Source organism: Kluyvera huaxiensis (genome assembly GCF_040149365.1).
In the GTDB taxonomy this organism is placed as follows: domain Bacteria; phylum Pseudomonadota; class Gammaproteobacteria; order Enterobacterales; family Enterobacteriaceae; genus Kluyvera; species Kluyvera intermedia_A.
Window position 1 is genome coordinate 25,755 of the sequence record NZ_JBEFLV010000017.1, and the last position, 18,283, is coordinate 44,037.

General features: G+C 55.3%; 2 protein-coding genes and 1 tRNA gene. All 3 read left to right on the forward strand.

The genetic code is table 11. From position 1 onward, the window contains the following. Nucleotides 1–193 precede the first annotated feature (193 nt). The 3 genes from ABOC97_RS16860 (at nt 194) to ABOC97_RS16870 (ending at nt 18,144) form a co-directional block, all read left to right on the forward strand. The gene (locus ABOC97_RS16860) at nt 194–1,813 is read left to right on the forward strand and encodes an ABC transporter substrate-binding protein (protein ID WP_349599946.1); all 1,620 of its coding nucleotides are present in this window, start codon (nt 194–196) and stop codon (nt 1,811–1,813) included. A gap of 142 nt (nt 1,814–1,955) precedes the next feature. Beyond that, nucleotides 1,956–2,043: transfer RNA gene (locus ABOC97_RS16865), tRNA-Ser, on the forward strand. A gap of 1,113 nt (nt 2,044–3,156) precedes the next feature. Next, nucleotides 3,157–18,144 carry a BapA/Bap/LapF family large adhesin gene (locus ABOC97_RS16870; protein ID WP_349599949.1) on the forward strand — a complete coding sequence of 4,996 codons (14,988 nt, stop codon included), beginning with the start codon at nt 3,157–3,159 and terminating at the stop codon, nt 18,142–18,144. Nucleotides 18,145–18,283: the final 139 nt, after the last annotated feature.

Consider the following 18,283-nt stretch of genomic DNA (forward strand, 5'->3'; position numbering starts at 1 on the left):
AGAAAAGTTTCCTTTATACCCAAATGTTTTTACCCATCTTTACTCTGCTTAATCAGGGGATTACTGCCAGCTCACAGAATCCTCGCGAAAGCAGCAAAGAGCGAGATCAATATCTTATAGGTCGTTGAAAGAAGTTGCGTAATTTCATATCCGCGCCAAGAGTGAAAAGGGTTAAAACAACAAGGCAATGGAAATGAAAATACAAAAACATAACTACATCACAATGGTCATACTGGCAATCGGCATGACCGGAGCCGCACAGGCAGCAAACGTGCCGGAAGGTACCGCGCTTGCCGAACAACAGACGCTGGTGCGCAGCAACGGTAATGAACCGGCATCGTTGGATCCACATAAAGTGGAAAGCGACGTCGAGTTCAACATTATCAGCGATCTGTTCGATGGGCTGGTGGCAGTGAAGGGTGATGGCAGTATCGAACCGCGTCTGGCCGAGTCCTGGGACAATAAAGATAACACCGTCTGGACGTTCCACCTGCGTCCGGGAATTACCTGGGCAGATGGCTCCGCCATTACCGCGCAGGATATTGTCTGGAGCTGGCAGCGCTTGGTGACGCCAGCCACCGGTTCACCGTATGCCAGCTATCCTGGCAACATGCACATTGTTAACGCCGCCGATATCGCGCTGGGTAAAAAAGATCCTGACACGCTTGGCGTGAAGGCCCTGAACGACACCACTTTGGAAGTCACGCTGTCGCAGCCCACCTCATCTTTCCTCGCCATGCTGGCTCACCCCTCGTTGGTACCGCTTGATAAAGTATTGATTACTCGCTACGGCGATAAATGGGTTAAGCCAGAGCATTTTGTTGGCAGCGGTGCCTACAGCCTGTCTGATTGGGTGGTGAATGAGCGCATTGTCGCCGTCCGTAACCCGCGCTATTGGGATGACAAACACACGGTCATTAATAAAGTGACCTATCTGCCGATTCGTTCTGAGGCGGCGGATGTGAACCGCTATAAAGCGGGAGAGGTGGATATTGTTTATACGCTGCCAATCAACCAATTCAGCCAGTTGAAAAAAACGCTGGGCGATGAGGTAGATGTCTCGCCACAATTGGCAACCTATTACTATGAATTCAATACCACCCGCGCCCCTTTCAACGATGTACGCGTGCGCCGGGCGCTGAATATGGCACTGGATAAAGACATCATTGCCGACAAAGTGTTGGGACAGGGGCAGCGCCCGGCGTGGGTTATCAGCCAACCTGAAATCGGCGGCGTGAAGCTTAACGGACCGGACTATGCGTCCTGGCCGCGCGATAAACGAATCGAGGAAGCGAAGAAGCTGCTGGCGGAAGCGGGATTTAATGATTCGCATCCGCTGTCGTTTAATCTGCTTTATAACACTTCGGAATCACATCAGCGCATTGCGATCGCGGCGGCATCGATGTGGAAGAAAAATCTCGGTGTGGAAGCGAAGCTGCAAAACCAGGAATGGAAAACCATGCTGGACACAATGCACACCGGCAACTTTGATGTGGTGCGCTACGCCTGGATTGCCGATTACGACGATGCGTCGACCTTCCTGAATACCTTCCGTACCGGTGATAGCGAGAACACGGCGAAATACAGCAACCCGGATTATGACGCTGCGCTGCGCGATGCCGCGAAAGCGCAGGACCCGGCCCAGCGCGCACGCGACTATCAGAAAGCAGAAGATATGTTGGGGCGTGATGTTCCGGCGATTCCGGTGTACCACTACGTGCGCACGCACCTGGTGAAACCGTGGGTCGGTGGATTTACTCCAGACAGACTGGGTTATTACTACACCAAAGATATGTACATCAAAAAGCACTAAGCGAAAAAGGCGGCTAAAGCGCTGTAAAACTAGCCGTTTTGTTGTTTTTTCAGACGAACAACAACTTTTTGGCTGTTTTTCAGGCAAACGAACGTATTGGTGCTTTACAGGTCCGTTCGGGATGTTTATAGTGCGCCTCATTGGAAGCGTGGCCGAGCGGTTGAAGGCACCGGTCTTGAAAACCGGCGACCCGAAAGGGTTCTAGAGTTCGAATCTCTACGCTTCCGCCAAACATGAAACCCGAGCAACTTAGTTGCTCGGGTTTTTTCATTTCTGACGTACTCAGTATGCTGCTGTCTATACGTTCGCTTTCGTTTCTCCCTATATGCCTCTGGTAACCGAGTACGGTTTTCCCTTCATTTCCATTCTCTATTCCAGGACTCATGTTTGCCTGATTGCATCATTTTTTAATAAATTAACCCTGCATTTATTTAGCACGGCTAAAAGATTATTTTGCTTAGCTAAAAGTAATTGTATTGAAAAATAGTTCTATGAATGTATCGAAAGCTATTGTGATGCCATTTAATAAAATGGTCGCTAGATAATTAATGGAAATGTATTGATGTTTTCAAAATTCAGACTAGCAACTTCTTTTCCATTACACATCAACTTATTATAAATGGTGGCTGTAAAACTCATTTAAGCACCACTTAAGGATATATTTTATATCAATGAAAAAATAGTGGAGTTTAACTTAAGCTATTGATGTGTGGTTTGCTGGTAGGATTTTTCTGAATCTAATTTATTAATTAACTCAATATAATCAATGTGTTGAAATTTAACCTATGATTTTATTCGCATTTATATTAACTGTGTCTCAATGTTGTCACTACACAAAATCAATTCATGTCATACAATCGTATGAGAAGCTTTTTAAAAATGTATGATTTTCTAATACCGGCGTGAACCCTGGGGTTTTTGAACTCGATGGGTTTAAAATTCTATGAAGATAATCATAAATTTTAACGTAGATGTTTTATTGCTACGGGCGGGTTTTTTTCATCGGTATTAGGCATTGCGGAAGGTTTATTTAACGACTCACTCAGTGGGGATTAATTATAGATGCAACTGTTCAAAATGGAAACCAGAGGCAACATATTCTGTCATCTTTTTTTTACAACCAATAACTAAATAAGCGAAATAGTTAATCAAGTAAATTATTAATTATCTAAATATAATTACAGTGTTTTGATTTTATTCATTTTTATATTGTTGATGGGACGACGCCATGCACCCATGGCCCGCGCCACGGCTCATTAATCAGTTATATACCGGGATATTTTATTTGGTTGGCTGTTCACAATAACCCATTCATTGCTGCTCTGTGACGAGGTTCTAATCATATGGCTAATATCTCTATTACTGCCCGGAGTGGCGCGACTACTTCAACCGTTTCTGGTGAATCCGCAAGCGTTATTTCGCCGAGCATCGTAAAACTAAAAATCAACCCGCAGGACATAGCCGAACTGGATCGCCATGGAAACGATCTGGTTATTACGCTTAAAGACGGCGAGAAGATAACCATTGAAAACTATTTTACGGTGGATGCCGAAGGTCACGGAAGCGAACTGGTTCTGGAGGATCAAAACGGTGCGCTGTGGTGGGTGAAAGAGCCTGCCACCGGGTTGCATTTTGCGCCATTGGCCGATATCGATTCTCTGCTGATCGTCCAGAGCGGTACGGAAGGGGCGATGCCGTGGATTTTGGGTGCGCTGGGAGTGGGCGCCGGTATGGCCGCTGCCGCCAGCAGTATAGGGAGCTCCGGAGGACATCAGGATCATGGTATTAATGCTACGGATCCTGATAACGACAACGGCTCCGGCACAAATACCGAGCTAACCCAGATTGATAGCATCGCTAATCTAACGGTTACTGATAACGTTGCTCAGATAACGGGTTCAATCGCCCGCGGTGGCTTCACTAATGACAATACGCCAACCTTAAGTGGCACCACCATTCCTTATGGTATGGTCACGATTTACGATGGCTCGCTGATATTGGGTACTGTTAAGGCTGACAGTAAAGGAGCCTGGAGCTTTACAACCGCAGAACTGCCTGATGGGGCACATAGCTTTTCCACTACCGTCAGCAATGGTTCGATAACCAGCGCCCACAGTGGAGCATTTGTCGTCACCATTGATACTACCCCACCGGGCGCTATCACCATGATGATTGCGACCGATAATCATGCGCCGGGGCTGGGAACCATCACCGCCGGTATGGCAACGAACGATAATACACCGGTTCTCAGCGGTAAGGCCGAAGCGGGAAGTACGGTAAATATTTACGATAACGGTAAATTAATCGGAACCACGGTAGCTGACGGGCAAGGGAACTGGGGGCTGGAACTGACCACGGCGCTTAAGGATGGCACTCATACCCTCACCGCTAACTCCGTGGACCAAGCCGGTAACGTTGGGCCAACCACCAAGCCGCTGGACTTTACCGTCGATACTGACACGCCGCAGAAAATGACCAGCTTCAACGTCGAGGATGATGTCGGCATTTATAAAGGGCCACTGAACAGTAATGATTCGACTGATGATACCAGACCAACCTTTAGCGGCGCGGCGGGTAGCGTCGAAGGTAAAGTGACGGTCAGTATTTATGACGGCACAACCCTATTAGGCAGCGTAACGTCGCAGGCGGACGGTAGCTGGAGCTTCACCCCGGATGCGCCGCTGTCATCGGGGCATCATACGTTCACCACCGTGGTGACCGATGCGGCGGGCAACGCCAGCTCGCCGTCGCCACCGTTTGAGCTGACGATTACGGCACCGAGCGGTCTGGTGACGATCCTTAATGTGTTAGATGACACCGCGCCGGGTATCGGGTCACTGACGAACGGTGCAGTGACTAACGATAGCACGCCTACCTTCCTCGGAAATGCTCCGCCATTAACTATGCTGACTGTCTATGACAACGGCGTATTGATAACGAGTACCTTCGTTGTTGACCCAACAGGCTCGTGGACGTTTACGCCGCCGTCGGGGTTAAGCGAGGGAGAACATCATTTCACCTTCTCCGTGACCGGTGATTCCTCGCCGCCGCTGGATTTCTTCCTGACCGTTGATACTAAAGTGCCAAATGCCGCGAGCGAGTTTACCGTCGTCGACGATCTCAATCCGAGTATTGGTCAACTGCACAGCGGTGACTCCACCAACGACGGCACGCCAATTATCAGCGGTAAGGCAGAGCCCGGCACGACGGTGACGCTGTATGACAATGCCATCATTATTGGCACCGCTCTGGTTGGCAGTGACGGCCGATGGGGCTTTACGCCGGGCACCGCGTTGACCGACGGAACTCACCATATCACTACTACGGTGACCGATGCGGCGGGTAACACCAGCGCGCCGTCCGCCGATTTTGTGCTGGTGGTGGATACCCAGGCACCAGCGCCAGTCGCACTATTTATTGCTACGGATAATACTAACCCGGTTGTCGGCACCATCATGGCCGGGGATGTCACCAACGACAGCACGCCGGTGCTGAGCGGCCAGGCTGAACCGGGCAGTGAAATCATTATTTATGACAAGGGTGTTGAAATCGCGCGTACCGTTACCAATGGTGACGGTAGTTGGGGGCTGGAACTGAGCACCCCGCTCAGCGATGGGGCGCACGGTTTGACCGTGGTGGCAGTGGATGCCGCCGGTAACGCCAGCCAGCCGACGGCTGAACTGGTCTTTAGCGTGGATACTGCGGCGCCGCTTGCCACGATTAATCTCACCGTGACCGATGATGTCGGGCCTGTTACCGGCAAACTGACCAGCGGTGGCACTACCGATGACTCCACGCCAACCTTTGCGGGTCGCGCCGAAGCGAACGCCACCGTCAGCATCTATGACGGCTCGGTGCTGCTGGGGCAGGCCACGGCGGACTCAACCGGGCGCTGGAGCTTTACCCCGAATGCGCCGTTGTCCAGCGGTCTGCACCATTTCACCACCATCGTCACCGACGCTGCGGGCAATATCAGCCCTACATCGCCAGCGTTTGACCTGACGATTTCACCGGTTGCGGGGCCGATTAGCGGGTTGGTGGTGAATGATAACGTAAATCCTGTTACCGGTGCGTTGACCAACGGCGCCGCTACTAACGACAACACGCCAACCTTTAGCGGCAAGGCGGCCGCCAATAGTACGGTTGCGGTCTACGACAACGGTGTGCTGGTGACGACAGTGGTCGCAGACGGCTCCGGCAACTGGAGCTATACCCCGTCCCCGGCGCTGGGCGATGGCTCGCACAGCGTGACCTTCACGGTCGACAACGGCAGCGGCCCATCCGCGCCGTCCGAACCGTTTGTGGTTAACGTCGATACCCTGGTACCGAATCCTGCCGCGGGTCTTATTGTTGTCGATGATAAAACGCCGGGGGTTGGGCAGTTGGCCAACGGCGGATTAACCAATGACAATACGCCGATTATCAGCGGTAGCGCCGAACCGGGCAGCACGGTAACTATTTATGATGGCAGTAACATTATCGGCACGGTTAAAGTCGGTGATGATGGGCAGTGGGGCTTTATGCCGGGCACGCCGCTGGCGGATGGAACCCATCACATCACTACCACGGTGACTGATGCTGCTGGCAACGTCAGTGCACCGTCGCCAGATTTTGTGCTGAGCGTTGATGTGACGGCGCCGAACGCGCCGACGCAGTTTATCGTCACCGATAATATGCAGCCTACTGTCGGGACCGTGAATTCAGGGGGGGCCACCAACGACAGCACGCCGATTCTGAGCGGCAAAGGGGAAGCGGGCGCGCAGATAATCATCTATGACGGCACAACGGAAATCGCGCGTACTACCGTTGATCCGCTCGGTAATTGGGGGCTGGAGCTGGCAACCCCGTTGGCTGATGGCCCGCATAGTCTGACGGCGGTCGCCGTGGATACGGCGGGCAATACCAGCCAGCCGACGGCGGTGGTGGAGATTACCGTCGATACCAAAGTGCCGGATAAGATCACCGATCTGGAGATTACCGATAACGTTGGCGTGAAACAGGGCGAGTTGCTTAACGGCGAACAAACCGATGATACAAGACCCGTGATCAGCGGTAGTGCGGAAGAAGGCACGACGGTCAGTATTTACGATAACGGTATCCTGCTTGGCACCGTGCTGGTGGGTAACAACGGTGTGTGGTCGTTTACCCCCGATGCGCCACTTGCTGGCGGCGCACACACCATTACGACCCAGGTCACCGATGAGGCGGGCAATGCGAGCGCGCTATCCGATCCCTTTATTGTATTGGTTGCACCGCCTCCCGATTCGGTCAGCAACGTCAGTGCCTACGATAACTTATTGCCTGGCATTGGCCCGATTGCCAATGGGGGGATAACCAACGATAAGCATCTGGTCTTCAATGGCAATGCGCCGGCAGGCACCACGGTTATTATTTATGATAACCGTGTTAAGGTGGGAGAGGTTATATCGAGCGGGACCTGGATGTGGGCGTCTTCAACGGGGTTGAGTGATAGCAGCCACAGTTTCACCTTTGCTGTTGATAACGGCGGGACGGTCTCTGCACCTTCGGCTCCTTTTGTGGTCACGGTTGATACGCTGGTACCAGACCCTGTAGGGAATCTGACCATTGTCGACGATGCCAATCCAGGCATTGGCCAGGTCGATAACGGCGGCTTCACCAACGATGGTACGCCAATCATCAGCGGCACCGCAGAGCCAGGCACCACGGTATCAATATTCGACAACGGTTTGATTATTGGTCAGGTTACCGTGGGCGCAGACGGTCATTGGGGCTTTATTCCAGGCGCACCTTTGTTGGACGGGAAACATTCCATCACTACCCAGGTGACCGATGCCGTTGGCAACGCCAGTTCGCTGTCACCCGAGTTTATACTGAACGTGGATAACGACATTCCGTCGATAGTAACGAATCTGCTGGTTTACGATGATCGCGCGCCGGGGATAGGCGCGATTTTAGATGGTGGCTCGACTAATGATAATACGCCAACCCTCAGCGGGCTGGCGGAAGCCAACGCTATCATCACCATTTATGACGGCAACACCGTGCTGGGCACCGCCCTGGCAAATGGTGTAGGGGCCTGGAGTTTTACCCCGACAGCACCGCTGAAGGATGGGCCGCATAGCCTGACCACCACGGTCACCGACGGTGGTGGTAATACCAGCGTGAAATCACCGCCGTTTAACCTGACGGTAGACACCACGCCGCCAGCGGTTATCGGCAGCCTTACCATTACCGCTGACACCGGTGTGCTGGTACCGGGTGGTAGCACTAAAGATACCACGCTGACCGTCAGCGGTAGCAGCGAACCGAATAGCGTCGTCAGATTATATGACAGCAATGGCACCACGCTGCTCGGCACCGTGACGGCAGGCTCTGATGGCAAATGGTCTGTCGCCATCAATCCGTTGGGGGAAGGCTCGCACTCGATCACTGCCACTGCCACCGATTCTTTAGGCAACGTCAGCGCCGCGTCACCGCCGACGGTAGTCGTTGTCGACCTCACGGCTCCTGCGCAGATAAGCGCAATTATAGTTACTGACAACAAACAACCGAGCACCGGCGTTATCCATGCCAACGATCGCATCAACGACAGCCAGCCAACCCTGAGCGGCCGCGCGGAAGCCTACAGCACCGTCAATATCTACAATGGAACCACGCTGGTGGCGACGACGCAGACCGATGCCAACGGCAACTGGAGCATCACCCCAACGACGCCGCTGGGCGATAACACCTACACCCTGACCGCCACCGCTACGGATGCGGCGGGTAACACCAGCATCAGCTCGCCGGGCTTTAGCTTTACCGTCGATACCAAGGCGCCAGACGCGATGTCGGGCCTGACGGTAGCCGCCGACGGCACGCCTTTATTAGCTGGAGCTAGCACCAACGACACCACGCCGAGCATCAGCGGTGTGTCTGAACAAGGGGCGACTATTACCGTTTACGATACCGATGGCACCACCATTCTGGGGACGACGGTCGCTGGCATCGGTGGTCTGTGGACTGTGAATCTACCGGTGTTGGGCCCGGGCTCGCATTCGCTGACCGCGACGGCTACCGACGTCGCCGGTAACGTCAGCAATGTGTCAACACCTGTGGTCGTGGTTATCGATACGACGGCACCGACGCAGATAAGCGGCATTACGGTTACCGATACTAAACTACCGTCCACAGGGCCTGTGGGTAGCGGGGCGGATATCAACGATCCGTCGCCAACCCTTAGCGGTCATGCCGAAGCCAATAGCACCGTCAATGTGTATAACGGCTCGACGCTTATCGGTACCGGGAAGGCGGATAGCAACGGTAACTGGAGCTTTGCACCGACGGTGGCGCTGCCGGACGGCAACTACAGCCTGACGGCAACGGCAACCGATGCGGCGGGTAACGTCAGTAAACCGTCCCCGTCCTTCTCTTTCAGCGTCGACACTAAAGCGCCGGATACTATTACCGCGCTGATTGTCACCGACAACGTTGCGCCGAATATCGGCAACGTGGCGAACGGCGGCAGTACCAACGACACGACGCCAACCTTCAGCGGTAGAGTCGAAGCCGGAGCGACCATTGTTTTGTATAACGGCACCGATGTGCTGGGCACCGTCAAGGCGGATAGCAACGGTAACTGGAGCTACACCCCATCGGCTCTGGATGAAGGTATTTACCATATTACGGCTAAGGTGACCGATCTGGCGGGTAACGTCAGCACAGCATCAACCGATTTTGTTATTACTATCGACAAGACTGCGCCGCTGACCGCCCCGACCTTTACGGTATCGGATGATGTGCCACCGGTCGTTGCCACGGTGACAAATGGCGGCAGTACAAACGATCCGAAACCAACTCTCAACGGTTTTGCTGAGTTTGGCAGCACGGTGACCATCTACAATGGTGCAACGGTACTCGGTACTGTTAAAGCATCGGACACCGACGGTAGCTGGACCTTCACGCCGGGCAGCAATCTGGCTGACGGTGAGTACAACCTGAAGGCGACGGCGACGGATGCTGCCGGAAACGTTGGCCCGGCATCACCGGCTTTCGACCTGTTTATTGATACCGTACCGCCGGCGAATGTGACTAACTTTGCGGTCAGCGATGACTTCTCGCCGGTCACCGGATTACTGACCAGCGGCAGCAGTACCAACGACAATACGCCAACCTTTACCGGACGTGCCGAAGCGGGTAGCACCGTTAATATCTACAACAACGGCAATGTGATTTTGGGGACGGTGAGCGTGGGCGGCAGTGGCCAATGGACCTTCACGCCAACGCAGTCGCTTGGTGATGCCCACTACAGCATTACCACCACCGTCACGGATAAAGCGGGTAACGTCAGCACGGGTTCTTCACCGGCCTTTGAGCTGACTGTGGACACAGGTAAACCGGCCATTAGCACTGACTTCGCGGTTAACGATGATACCCTGCCGATCAGTGACGGTAAGTCGACTAATGACACGACGCCAACGCTGAGTGGCAAGGCGGAGCCTGGCAGCAGCGTTATCTTATTCGACAACGGTATCTGGATAGCTACGGTGAAGGTCAACGGAAGCGGGATCTGGCAGTATACTCCACCGGCAAGTTTGACCCAGGGATCGCACAGCTTTACCACCGTGGTAGAGGATGCGGCGGGTAATCAGAGTGATGCTTCTACGGCGTTTGTCATTATTGTGGATAGCATTGCGCCTAATGCGGTTACCGGGCTATTGGTGACCGATTTGGCTTCGCCAGTGACTGGGGGGCTGACCAACGGTGCCAGCACCAACGACCAGAAACCGACCTTCAGCGGCAGTGCGGAAGCCAATACCACGGTGGCGCTGTACGAGGGAACGACAAAACTGGGTGAGGTGCAGGTTGATGCTAACGGTAAATGGAGCCTCAGCCCGACTGATCTGCTCGATCCTGGCCAGCACATCATCTCCGTCGTGGTGACCGATGCCGCGGGCAACGTATCGACCAGTAACCCGTCGTTCACGCTGACGGTGGATATCAAAGCCCCTGATCCGGTCAGCACCATCACCGCTTCTGATAATGCGGATCCGCAAACCGGCATTATCACCAACGGTTTTACCAACGACACTACCCCGACGCTTAGCGGTACCGCCGAGTTCGGTAGCACGGTCACCATTTATGATGGCATCAAGGTGCTGGGCACGGTGAAGGCATCAGCGGTAGATGGTAAGTGGAGCTTTACTCCTTCCACACCGCTGGGAGAAGGCCCGCATGTGATTACCGCTAAGGCCACCGATGCCGCTGGCAATGAAGGGACAGCATCGCCGACGCTGAATTTAACCGTGGATACGATAGCCCCAGCGCCGGTTGCTGACCTACAAGTTCGTGATGACGTGGCGGGCGGTAGCTTTGGCTTGCTGACATCGGGCGGCTTAACCAATGATAAAACGCCAACGCTAAGCGGTACCGCAGACCCTGGCGGCTCGGTAACGATTTATAACGGCACCACGCCGCTTAGCACGGTGCCAGTCGACGATGTCACCGGTATCTGGAGCTATACACCGGGTTCGCTGCCGGACGGCACCTATAACTTTATTACCACCGTTACCGACAAAGCTGGCAACGTTAGTGGTCCATCGAGCTCATTTACGGTTATCGTAGATGGCACTGCGCCGGGCAAACCGGGAAGTATTACGGCTACCGATGATGTCGCGAATTATCAGGGTACGGTTCCTGCTGGCGGCTTGACCAACGACCGGACGCCGACCTTGAGCGGCGTGGTTGAAGCCAATGCGCTGGTGACTATCTATCGCGGCACCGTTGCCATCGACACCGTCACTGCCAATGCAGCGGGCCAGTGGAGCTATACCTCGACGTCGCTTATTGACGGTAATTACGATTTCTATGTCACCGCCACCGACAAGGCGGGTAATACCAGCAGCCCATCAGATACTCTGACGCTGCAAATTGATGGCACTGCGCCTACGGCAATATCGGTGCTGCTTGTTTCCGATCTTCTTGCTGGCGTCGTCAATAATAACCAACCGACCTTCACCAGTCTGGCGTTGGTAAGTGAACTGAATGCCACCGTCAATATCTATGACAACGGTAAGCTTATCGGCACTACCACCGTTGATGGTGCTGGGGTTTGGAGCTTCAGGCCGAGCGTACCGCTGGCAGATGGCCCGCACAACTTTACCGTCAAGGTGATGGATGCGGCCGGTAATGAAAGCGGTCCGAGCGCTTCAGTACAGGTGGCAATTGATACCACGGCACTAAACGGCGGGATAACGGACCTGGTTGTGGTGGATGATGTCCAGCCTGTCACGACGAACATTACCAGCGGCAGCTTCACCAACGACAACACCCCTGACTTCAGCGGTAAGGCGCAGGCCGGTACCACGATTACGTTCTATGATAACGGCCTGCCTATCGGTTCAGCATTGGTGAAAGGAGACGGAACATGGAGTTTCACTCCGCCATCTTCGTTGCTTGATGGTGCACATTTGATCACCACCACGGTGACCAACGGAGTGAGCACTACGTTGCCTTCTCCGCTTATCCAGTTCACGGTGGACTCTGTCAATCCTGATAACACCACTGTGGTGGTCAACGACGATCAGGCTCCGGGGATTGGTCTTATTGCCAATGGCGGCACCACCAACGATAAAACGCCAATCTTTAGTGGAGTCGCGGGCACTCTGCAGGGCTCGGAAGCGGGTAGTACTGTCATCATCACCGAAGGTGGGGTTGAAATCGGCCGCGCTACCGTTGGGCTGACCGGGGGGTGGACTATCACCCCATCCAGCAATTTGGGCGAAGGCCTGCACAACTTTGTTATCACGGTAGTCGATAAGGCAGGCAACGCCAGCCCGGGAAGCAACTTTACGCTGACCGTTGACTCCGTGCCGCCGGCACAGATTACTCAGTTTACGCTCGTCGATGATGCCGTACCAGGTCTGGGCAACATCGCTCAAAACGGCTTCACCAATGACACAAAACCTACGCTGGTGGGGGGCGTGGGTAGCGCCGAGGCGGGCAGTACGATCAGTATTTATGACGGTATTTTTCTGCTCGGTACTACGCAGGCACAGGCAGACGGTTCGTGGGTCTTTGAAACACCGACGTTGTTAAACGGTAGTCACAGCCTTACGGTAACCGCTACCGATGCTATCGGTAACGTCAGCAACGCCTCGACTCCGGTTAATTTCACGGTTGATACTCTGCCGCCTGCACCGATTCTGGCACTAACGGTCTCCAATAATGTCGGGTCACCTGCGTTGGCCAGCGGAACGGTCACCAACGACAACACGCCAATTATCAGCGGTCGCGCGGAGGCGGGTGCTCTGATTACGGTGTATAACGGCGCAGCGATAGTAGGCACCGTGACGGCTGGCCCGGACGGCACCTGGAGCCTGGCACCGTCTTTGCTGGGTGACGGCTCTTATGTCCTGACCGCCACCGCCACCGATGCCGCAGGCAACGTGAGCGCGGCGTCGCCGCCATTCACCCTGAATATCGACACCGCTGCACCAAATGCGCCGTTGGCATTTACCTTAACCGACAGCATTTCGCCGGTAACGGGAAGTATCACCAACGGTGGTGCCACCAACGATACCCGCCCAGTGCTGGCCGGGGCGGCGGGCAGTGCGGAGGCCAATGCGCTAATTTCAGTTTACGATGGCACTACGCTGCTGGGGACAACCCGCGCGCTCGCCAACGGCTCATGGTCGTTTACCCCACTGCTGCCACTGGATAATAACAGCCATACGCTATCGGTCACCGCGACCGATGCGGCGGGTAACGTTAGCGGCAGCTCTCCAGTATTTAACGTCACCGTAGATACCATTGCACCGGCGATACCGGGGGCGATTACCGTCAACGACGATATTGGTTCGATTACCGGTAATCTCACCAACGGTGGCGTGACCGATGATACCCAACCGGTTCTTAGCGGTACCGTGGAGCCGGGTGCGAAGGTGTCCATATATGACAATGGAATTCTGCTGACGACGGTCACCGCCAATGGTACCGGGCAGTGGAACTTCCAGGTGACCACGCCGTTGGTTCCAGGAGGACACAGCTTTACCGTGACCGCAACGGATGCTGCCGGTAACGTCAGCCTGCCGTCAGCGAGCTTTAACGTCAGCGTGGATACTACGGCGCCTGCGGCCATCACATCCTTCACGGTAACCGACGATATCTCACCGGTCACCGGCACGCTGAGCAGCGGGGCGACTACCAACGATAACCGGCCAACGATTTCCGGTTTTGGCGCGACGCCAAACACGACGGTTATCATTATGGACGGCACGCTGGAAATTGGTCGCGCCGATGTGAATGCGTTGGGAATTTGGTCATTTACCCCCGTAACCGGACTGCCAGAAGGGCCGCATAGCTTGACGCTGCTGGTCACCGATGCGGCGGGGAATACTAGCGCTCCGACCCTAGCCTTTAACCTGACGGTCGATACCGTGACGCCATCGGCTGGGGCGCTGCCGATTGTCAGCGACAATTTCGGAGCGGTCACCGGCGATCTGCTTAATGGTGCGCAGTCTGACGACAATACGCCAACGCTGCGTGGGACGGTCGAAGGGCTGGCGTGGGTCAATATCTACGATGGCAGCAAGCTGTTGGCGACGGTTCAGGCCAACGCTTCCGGGGCGTGGAGCTACACGCCATCGGCGTTGAGCGACGGGGTTCACCGCTTTAGCACCACGGTAAGCGATGCTGCCGGTAACGTCAGCGCCTCCTCGCCGGTCTTTACCCTGACCATTGATACTACGCCGCCAGTGATGGCGAACAATATTACGGTCAGCGACAACGTAGGGCCTGTCATCGGGCTGGTAACGAATGGTGGGGCTACCAATGACAATACGCCAACGCTTAATGGCATGGCGGAGGCCAACAGTACCGTCACCATTTACAACGGTCAGTCTGTTCTGGGCTCGGTTCAGGCGGACAGCAACGGCGCGTGGAGCTTTACGCCAGGTGCGCTGACGGATGGCACCTACACCCTGTCGACAACCGTGACTGACCAGGTTGGCAACGTCGGGCCGCGTTCACCGGACTTTGTTCTGACGGTGGACACCAAAGCGCCTGCAACGCTCGGGGCGCTGACGGTCAGCGACGATATTCTGCCGAATACCGGTACGCTGACCAACAACGGCAGCAGTAACGATACTCAACCGACCATCGGCGGCGTTTCGGAAGTGGGGGCGACCATCACTATTTACGATGGCGCTAAAGTCCTTGGTACCACTGTTGCGGGCGCAGGCGGCGTATGGAGCTTTACGCCGACGGTGCCGCTGGCGGATGGGGCCCACGTCTTCACGGCGGTTGCCAGCGATGCGGCGGGTAACATTGGCGGCACTTCGCCATCATTTACTCTCAATATCGATACCGTCGCGCCGACGGTGATTACTGGCCTGACCGTGACCGATGATGTGGCACCGGATTTGGGCAACCTGACCACCGGTAGTATTACCAACGATACGCGGCCAACTTTCTCCGGCGTGGCGGAGGCCAACAGCCAGGTCAAAATCTACGATGGTGGTACCGTGGTTGCCACGGTGACGGCAGGGGCAAACGGTCAGTGGACCTGGACGCCAGGCACTGCCCTGACCAGCACCACCCACACCTTTACGTTCAGCGCTACCGATGCGGCGGGCAACGAAGGGCCGAAAACGCCGGTCTTCACCGTGACTATCGATCCATCTATCGGTACGCAGATCCTTAATGCGGTGAATGACGAAGTGGGGCTGTCGCTGACCACCTCCGTACAGCAAATTACCGGGGCCACGGGCAGTTCGCAGAACCTCAACGTGCTGAACCTTGGGGTTGGCGATCTGCTGACGGTGAATTTGATTCAGACCAACCAATTGCCGACTTTCCATGTCGACGATGGGGCATCTCGTGCGCTGTCGCTGAAGGCGAGTGCGACTGGGGTGACGCTGCTATCGACCTTCGATCTTTACATCTATAAGTCCAACGGTGATGGTACCTATAGCATGTACCAGAAGGTCGATAACATCCTGAAAATTCTGCTGCTGTCGGGATCCTCGGGAACGGTGAACCTCAACTTACCGGGGGGCGATTATGCCTTGATGCTGCAGGCAGATGACGGTTTGTCGCTGCTGTCTAACAGTAAGCTGCAGATAACCTCGGATGTTACTACCGGCGTCTTTGTTGATACTGCGGGCGGCACTACCAGCGGTAACGTAATTACCGGCGTGGGCGGCGGCGGTATCGATAGCGCGCCAAACGGCACCGTAGTCAGCGGCGTCAGCCTCGGTTCGTCCAGCAGCATGACCACGGTGAACGCGACCGGCAACACGGTGATTAACGGCACCTACGGCACCCTGACTATCAACGCACAGGGTGGCTATAGCTATGTTCTGAAAGCCGGGGTATCGCCGTCCAGCATTACCGGGCCAGAGGTCTTCACCTATCAGTTGAAAGCGCTGAATGGCACGACCAGCAATGCGACGCTGACAATCGATCTCAACCTACCGAACCTCCACGCCACCAGCGATCTGGTGACGCTGGAGGTCGATCCGACACCGGTGGATGTGAGCACCCCTGGCGTCAGCAACTCCTCTCTGGTGCTTGCCAGCGTTACGTTGGGGAACATATTAACGGCCGATATCAGCACAGCCGGACAGTTGCAGTTTGATGTCCCGGCGGGAGGGAGTCGCACCTTTACGTTAGGCGGTAGCGTTCTTGGCGTTGCGCTCGGGGCGACCTACGATCTCTATATCTATAAGTACAACCCCACTACCAAGGAGTATGAACAAAGCCAGTTCCTGAATAACTGGATTAAAGCGCCGGCGCTGCTGGGGAGCCAATCGCAAAGCTTTACGCTCGGCGAAGGGCACTATGTCTTCCTGCTGAAAGCCGATGGTCTGCTGTCGGTGGCGACTTTTGCCACCATGACCACCAGTAACGATGTCACCCATACTCAACAGGCGGCAATCGAGTCGGTTTCCGGTAACGTGATTACCGGGAATACTAACGGCGGGGTGGATGTTGCGCCTGCGGGAACGGTGGTCAGCAACGTCAACGGCCAGGTGATTGCCGCTACCGGCAACACTATTATCAACGGTAACTACGGTACGCTGACTATCAACGCACAGGGGGTCTACACCTATACGCTGAAAAGCGGCCAGCCGGCAACTTCGCTGGGCCAGGAAACCTTCACCTACGTTATCCGCAACGGTTCGTCGGTGAGTATGGCGACGCTGACCATCTCGCTGCCGTCCGTCGGCGCCTCGGCGGTGACCGCCCAGTCGATGATGGCCACCATGGCGCTGCTGTCGGACGAAAGCGTGGTTCAGGACTCGGCGAGCGCACGGACCACGGCGCAGGCGGCGACTCTGCTGGCAACCACCAGTGAAACCACGGCGCACGGTGCCACGCTGCAAGTGGCCAGCGCAGACGGTCTGGAGCATTCGGCGCTGGTGCTGGCGTTCTCTTCGCTGCCGACCGCCAGTGGCCAGGTGGTTTACCAGATTCTGGATGCCCAGGGCAATTTAATCACCAGCGGTACGCTGAGCACGGACCCGACAACGCTCAATGCCAATATCTCGCTGGGCAACACTGTACTTCACGACGGCCAGTACAGCGTGTTGCTGCAAGATACCGCGGGCAATGCGCTGAACAGCGAATTCAGTACCGTCCTGACCAGCGTGGCGGTGACGCCGGAAGCTTCAGCGGCTGGCGTCACGGTCGAAGGGCAGATTGCTGAAATCGCGCTCGGGACGCTGTGGAGCAGCATCACGTTTGCCAATGAGAGCGGCCAGCAGGTGACTGAGATGGCGGGCAGCGGGCAATCGCAAACGCTGCAAGGTCTGTATGGCACGTTGGTACTGCACGCGGATGGCAGCTACAGCTATACCCTGCGTGAAGGCGTTAGCGTGGCGGATCTGACTCAGCGTGAGCAGTTCGACTACACCCTCAAAGCCCAGGACGGCAGCTTAAGTCACGGCATCCTGACGATTGATCTCCATCCACATGTTGAAGGCAGCGACAAGGCCGATACCACGTCGAGCAGCGCCTATGACGATACCTATACGCTCGGCGGCGGCGGGGACACGGTTGTCTTTAATCTGCTGGATAGCCACGATGCCAGCGGCGGGAATGGTCATAACAATCACTGGACAGATTTCTCAGTTAGTGACGGCGATCATATAGATATCAGCAAGCTACTGACCGACTGGAGTGGTAAATCTGAGGATCTCGGCCAATATTTATCTATAGAGCACACCGCATCGGGCGACACGGTGGTATCGATTGACCGTGATGGTGCAGGGGCTCAGTACCAGTCGACGCAACTGATCACGCTCGATGGCGTGCAACCTACCCTGGAAGAGCTGCTGCACCAGGATCCATCGGCTAACCACGGATAACATTCTGCGAGGTCGCAGCAGGTCTGACAAACCTGAAAGAGTATCTTGCGCGCCGTTACCCCGCCGCAACGCGGGTTAACGGTTAGCGCATCAGGACGGCATTACCTCAGGAGCACGACCCTCCGAACCCGCTGTTTCC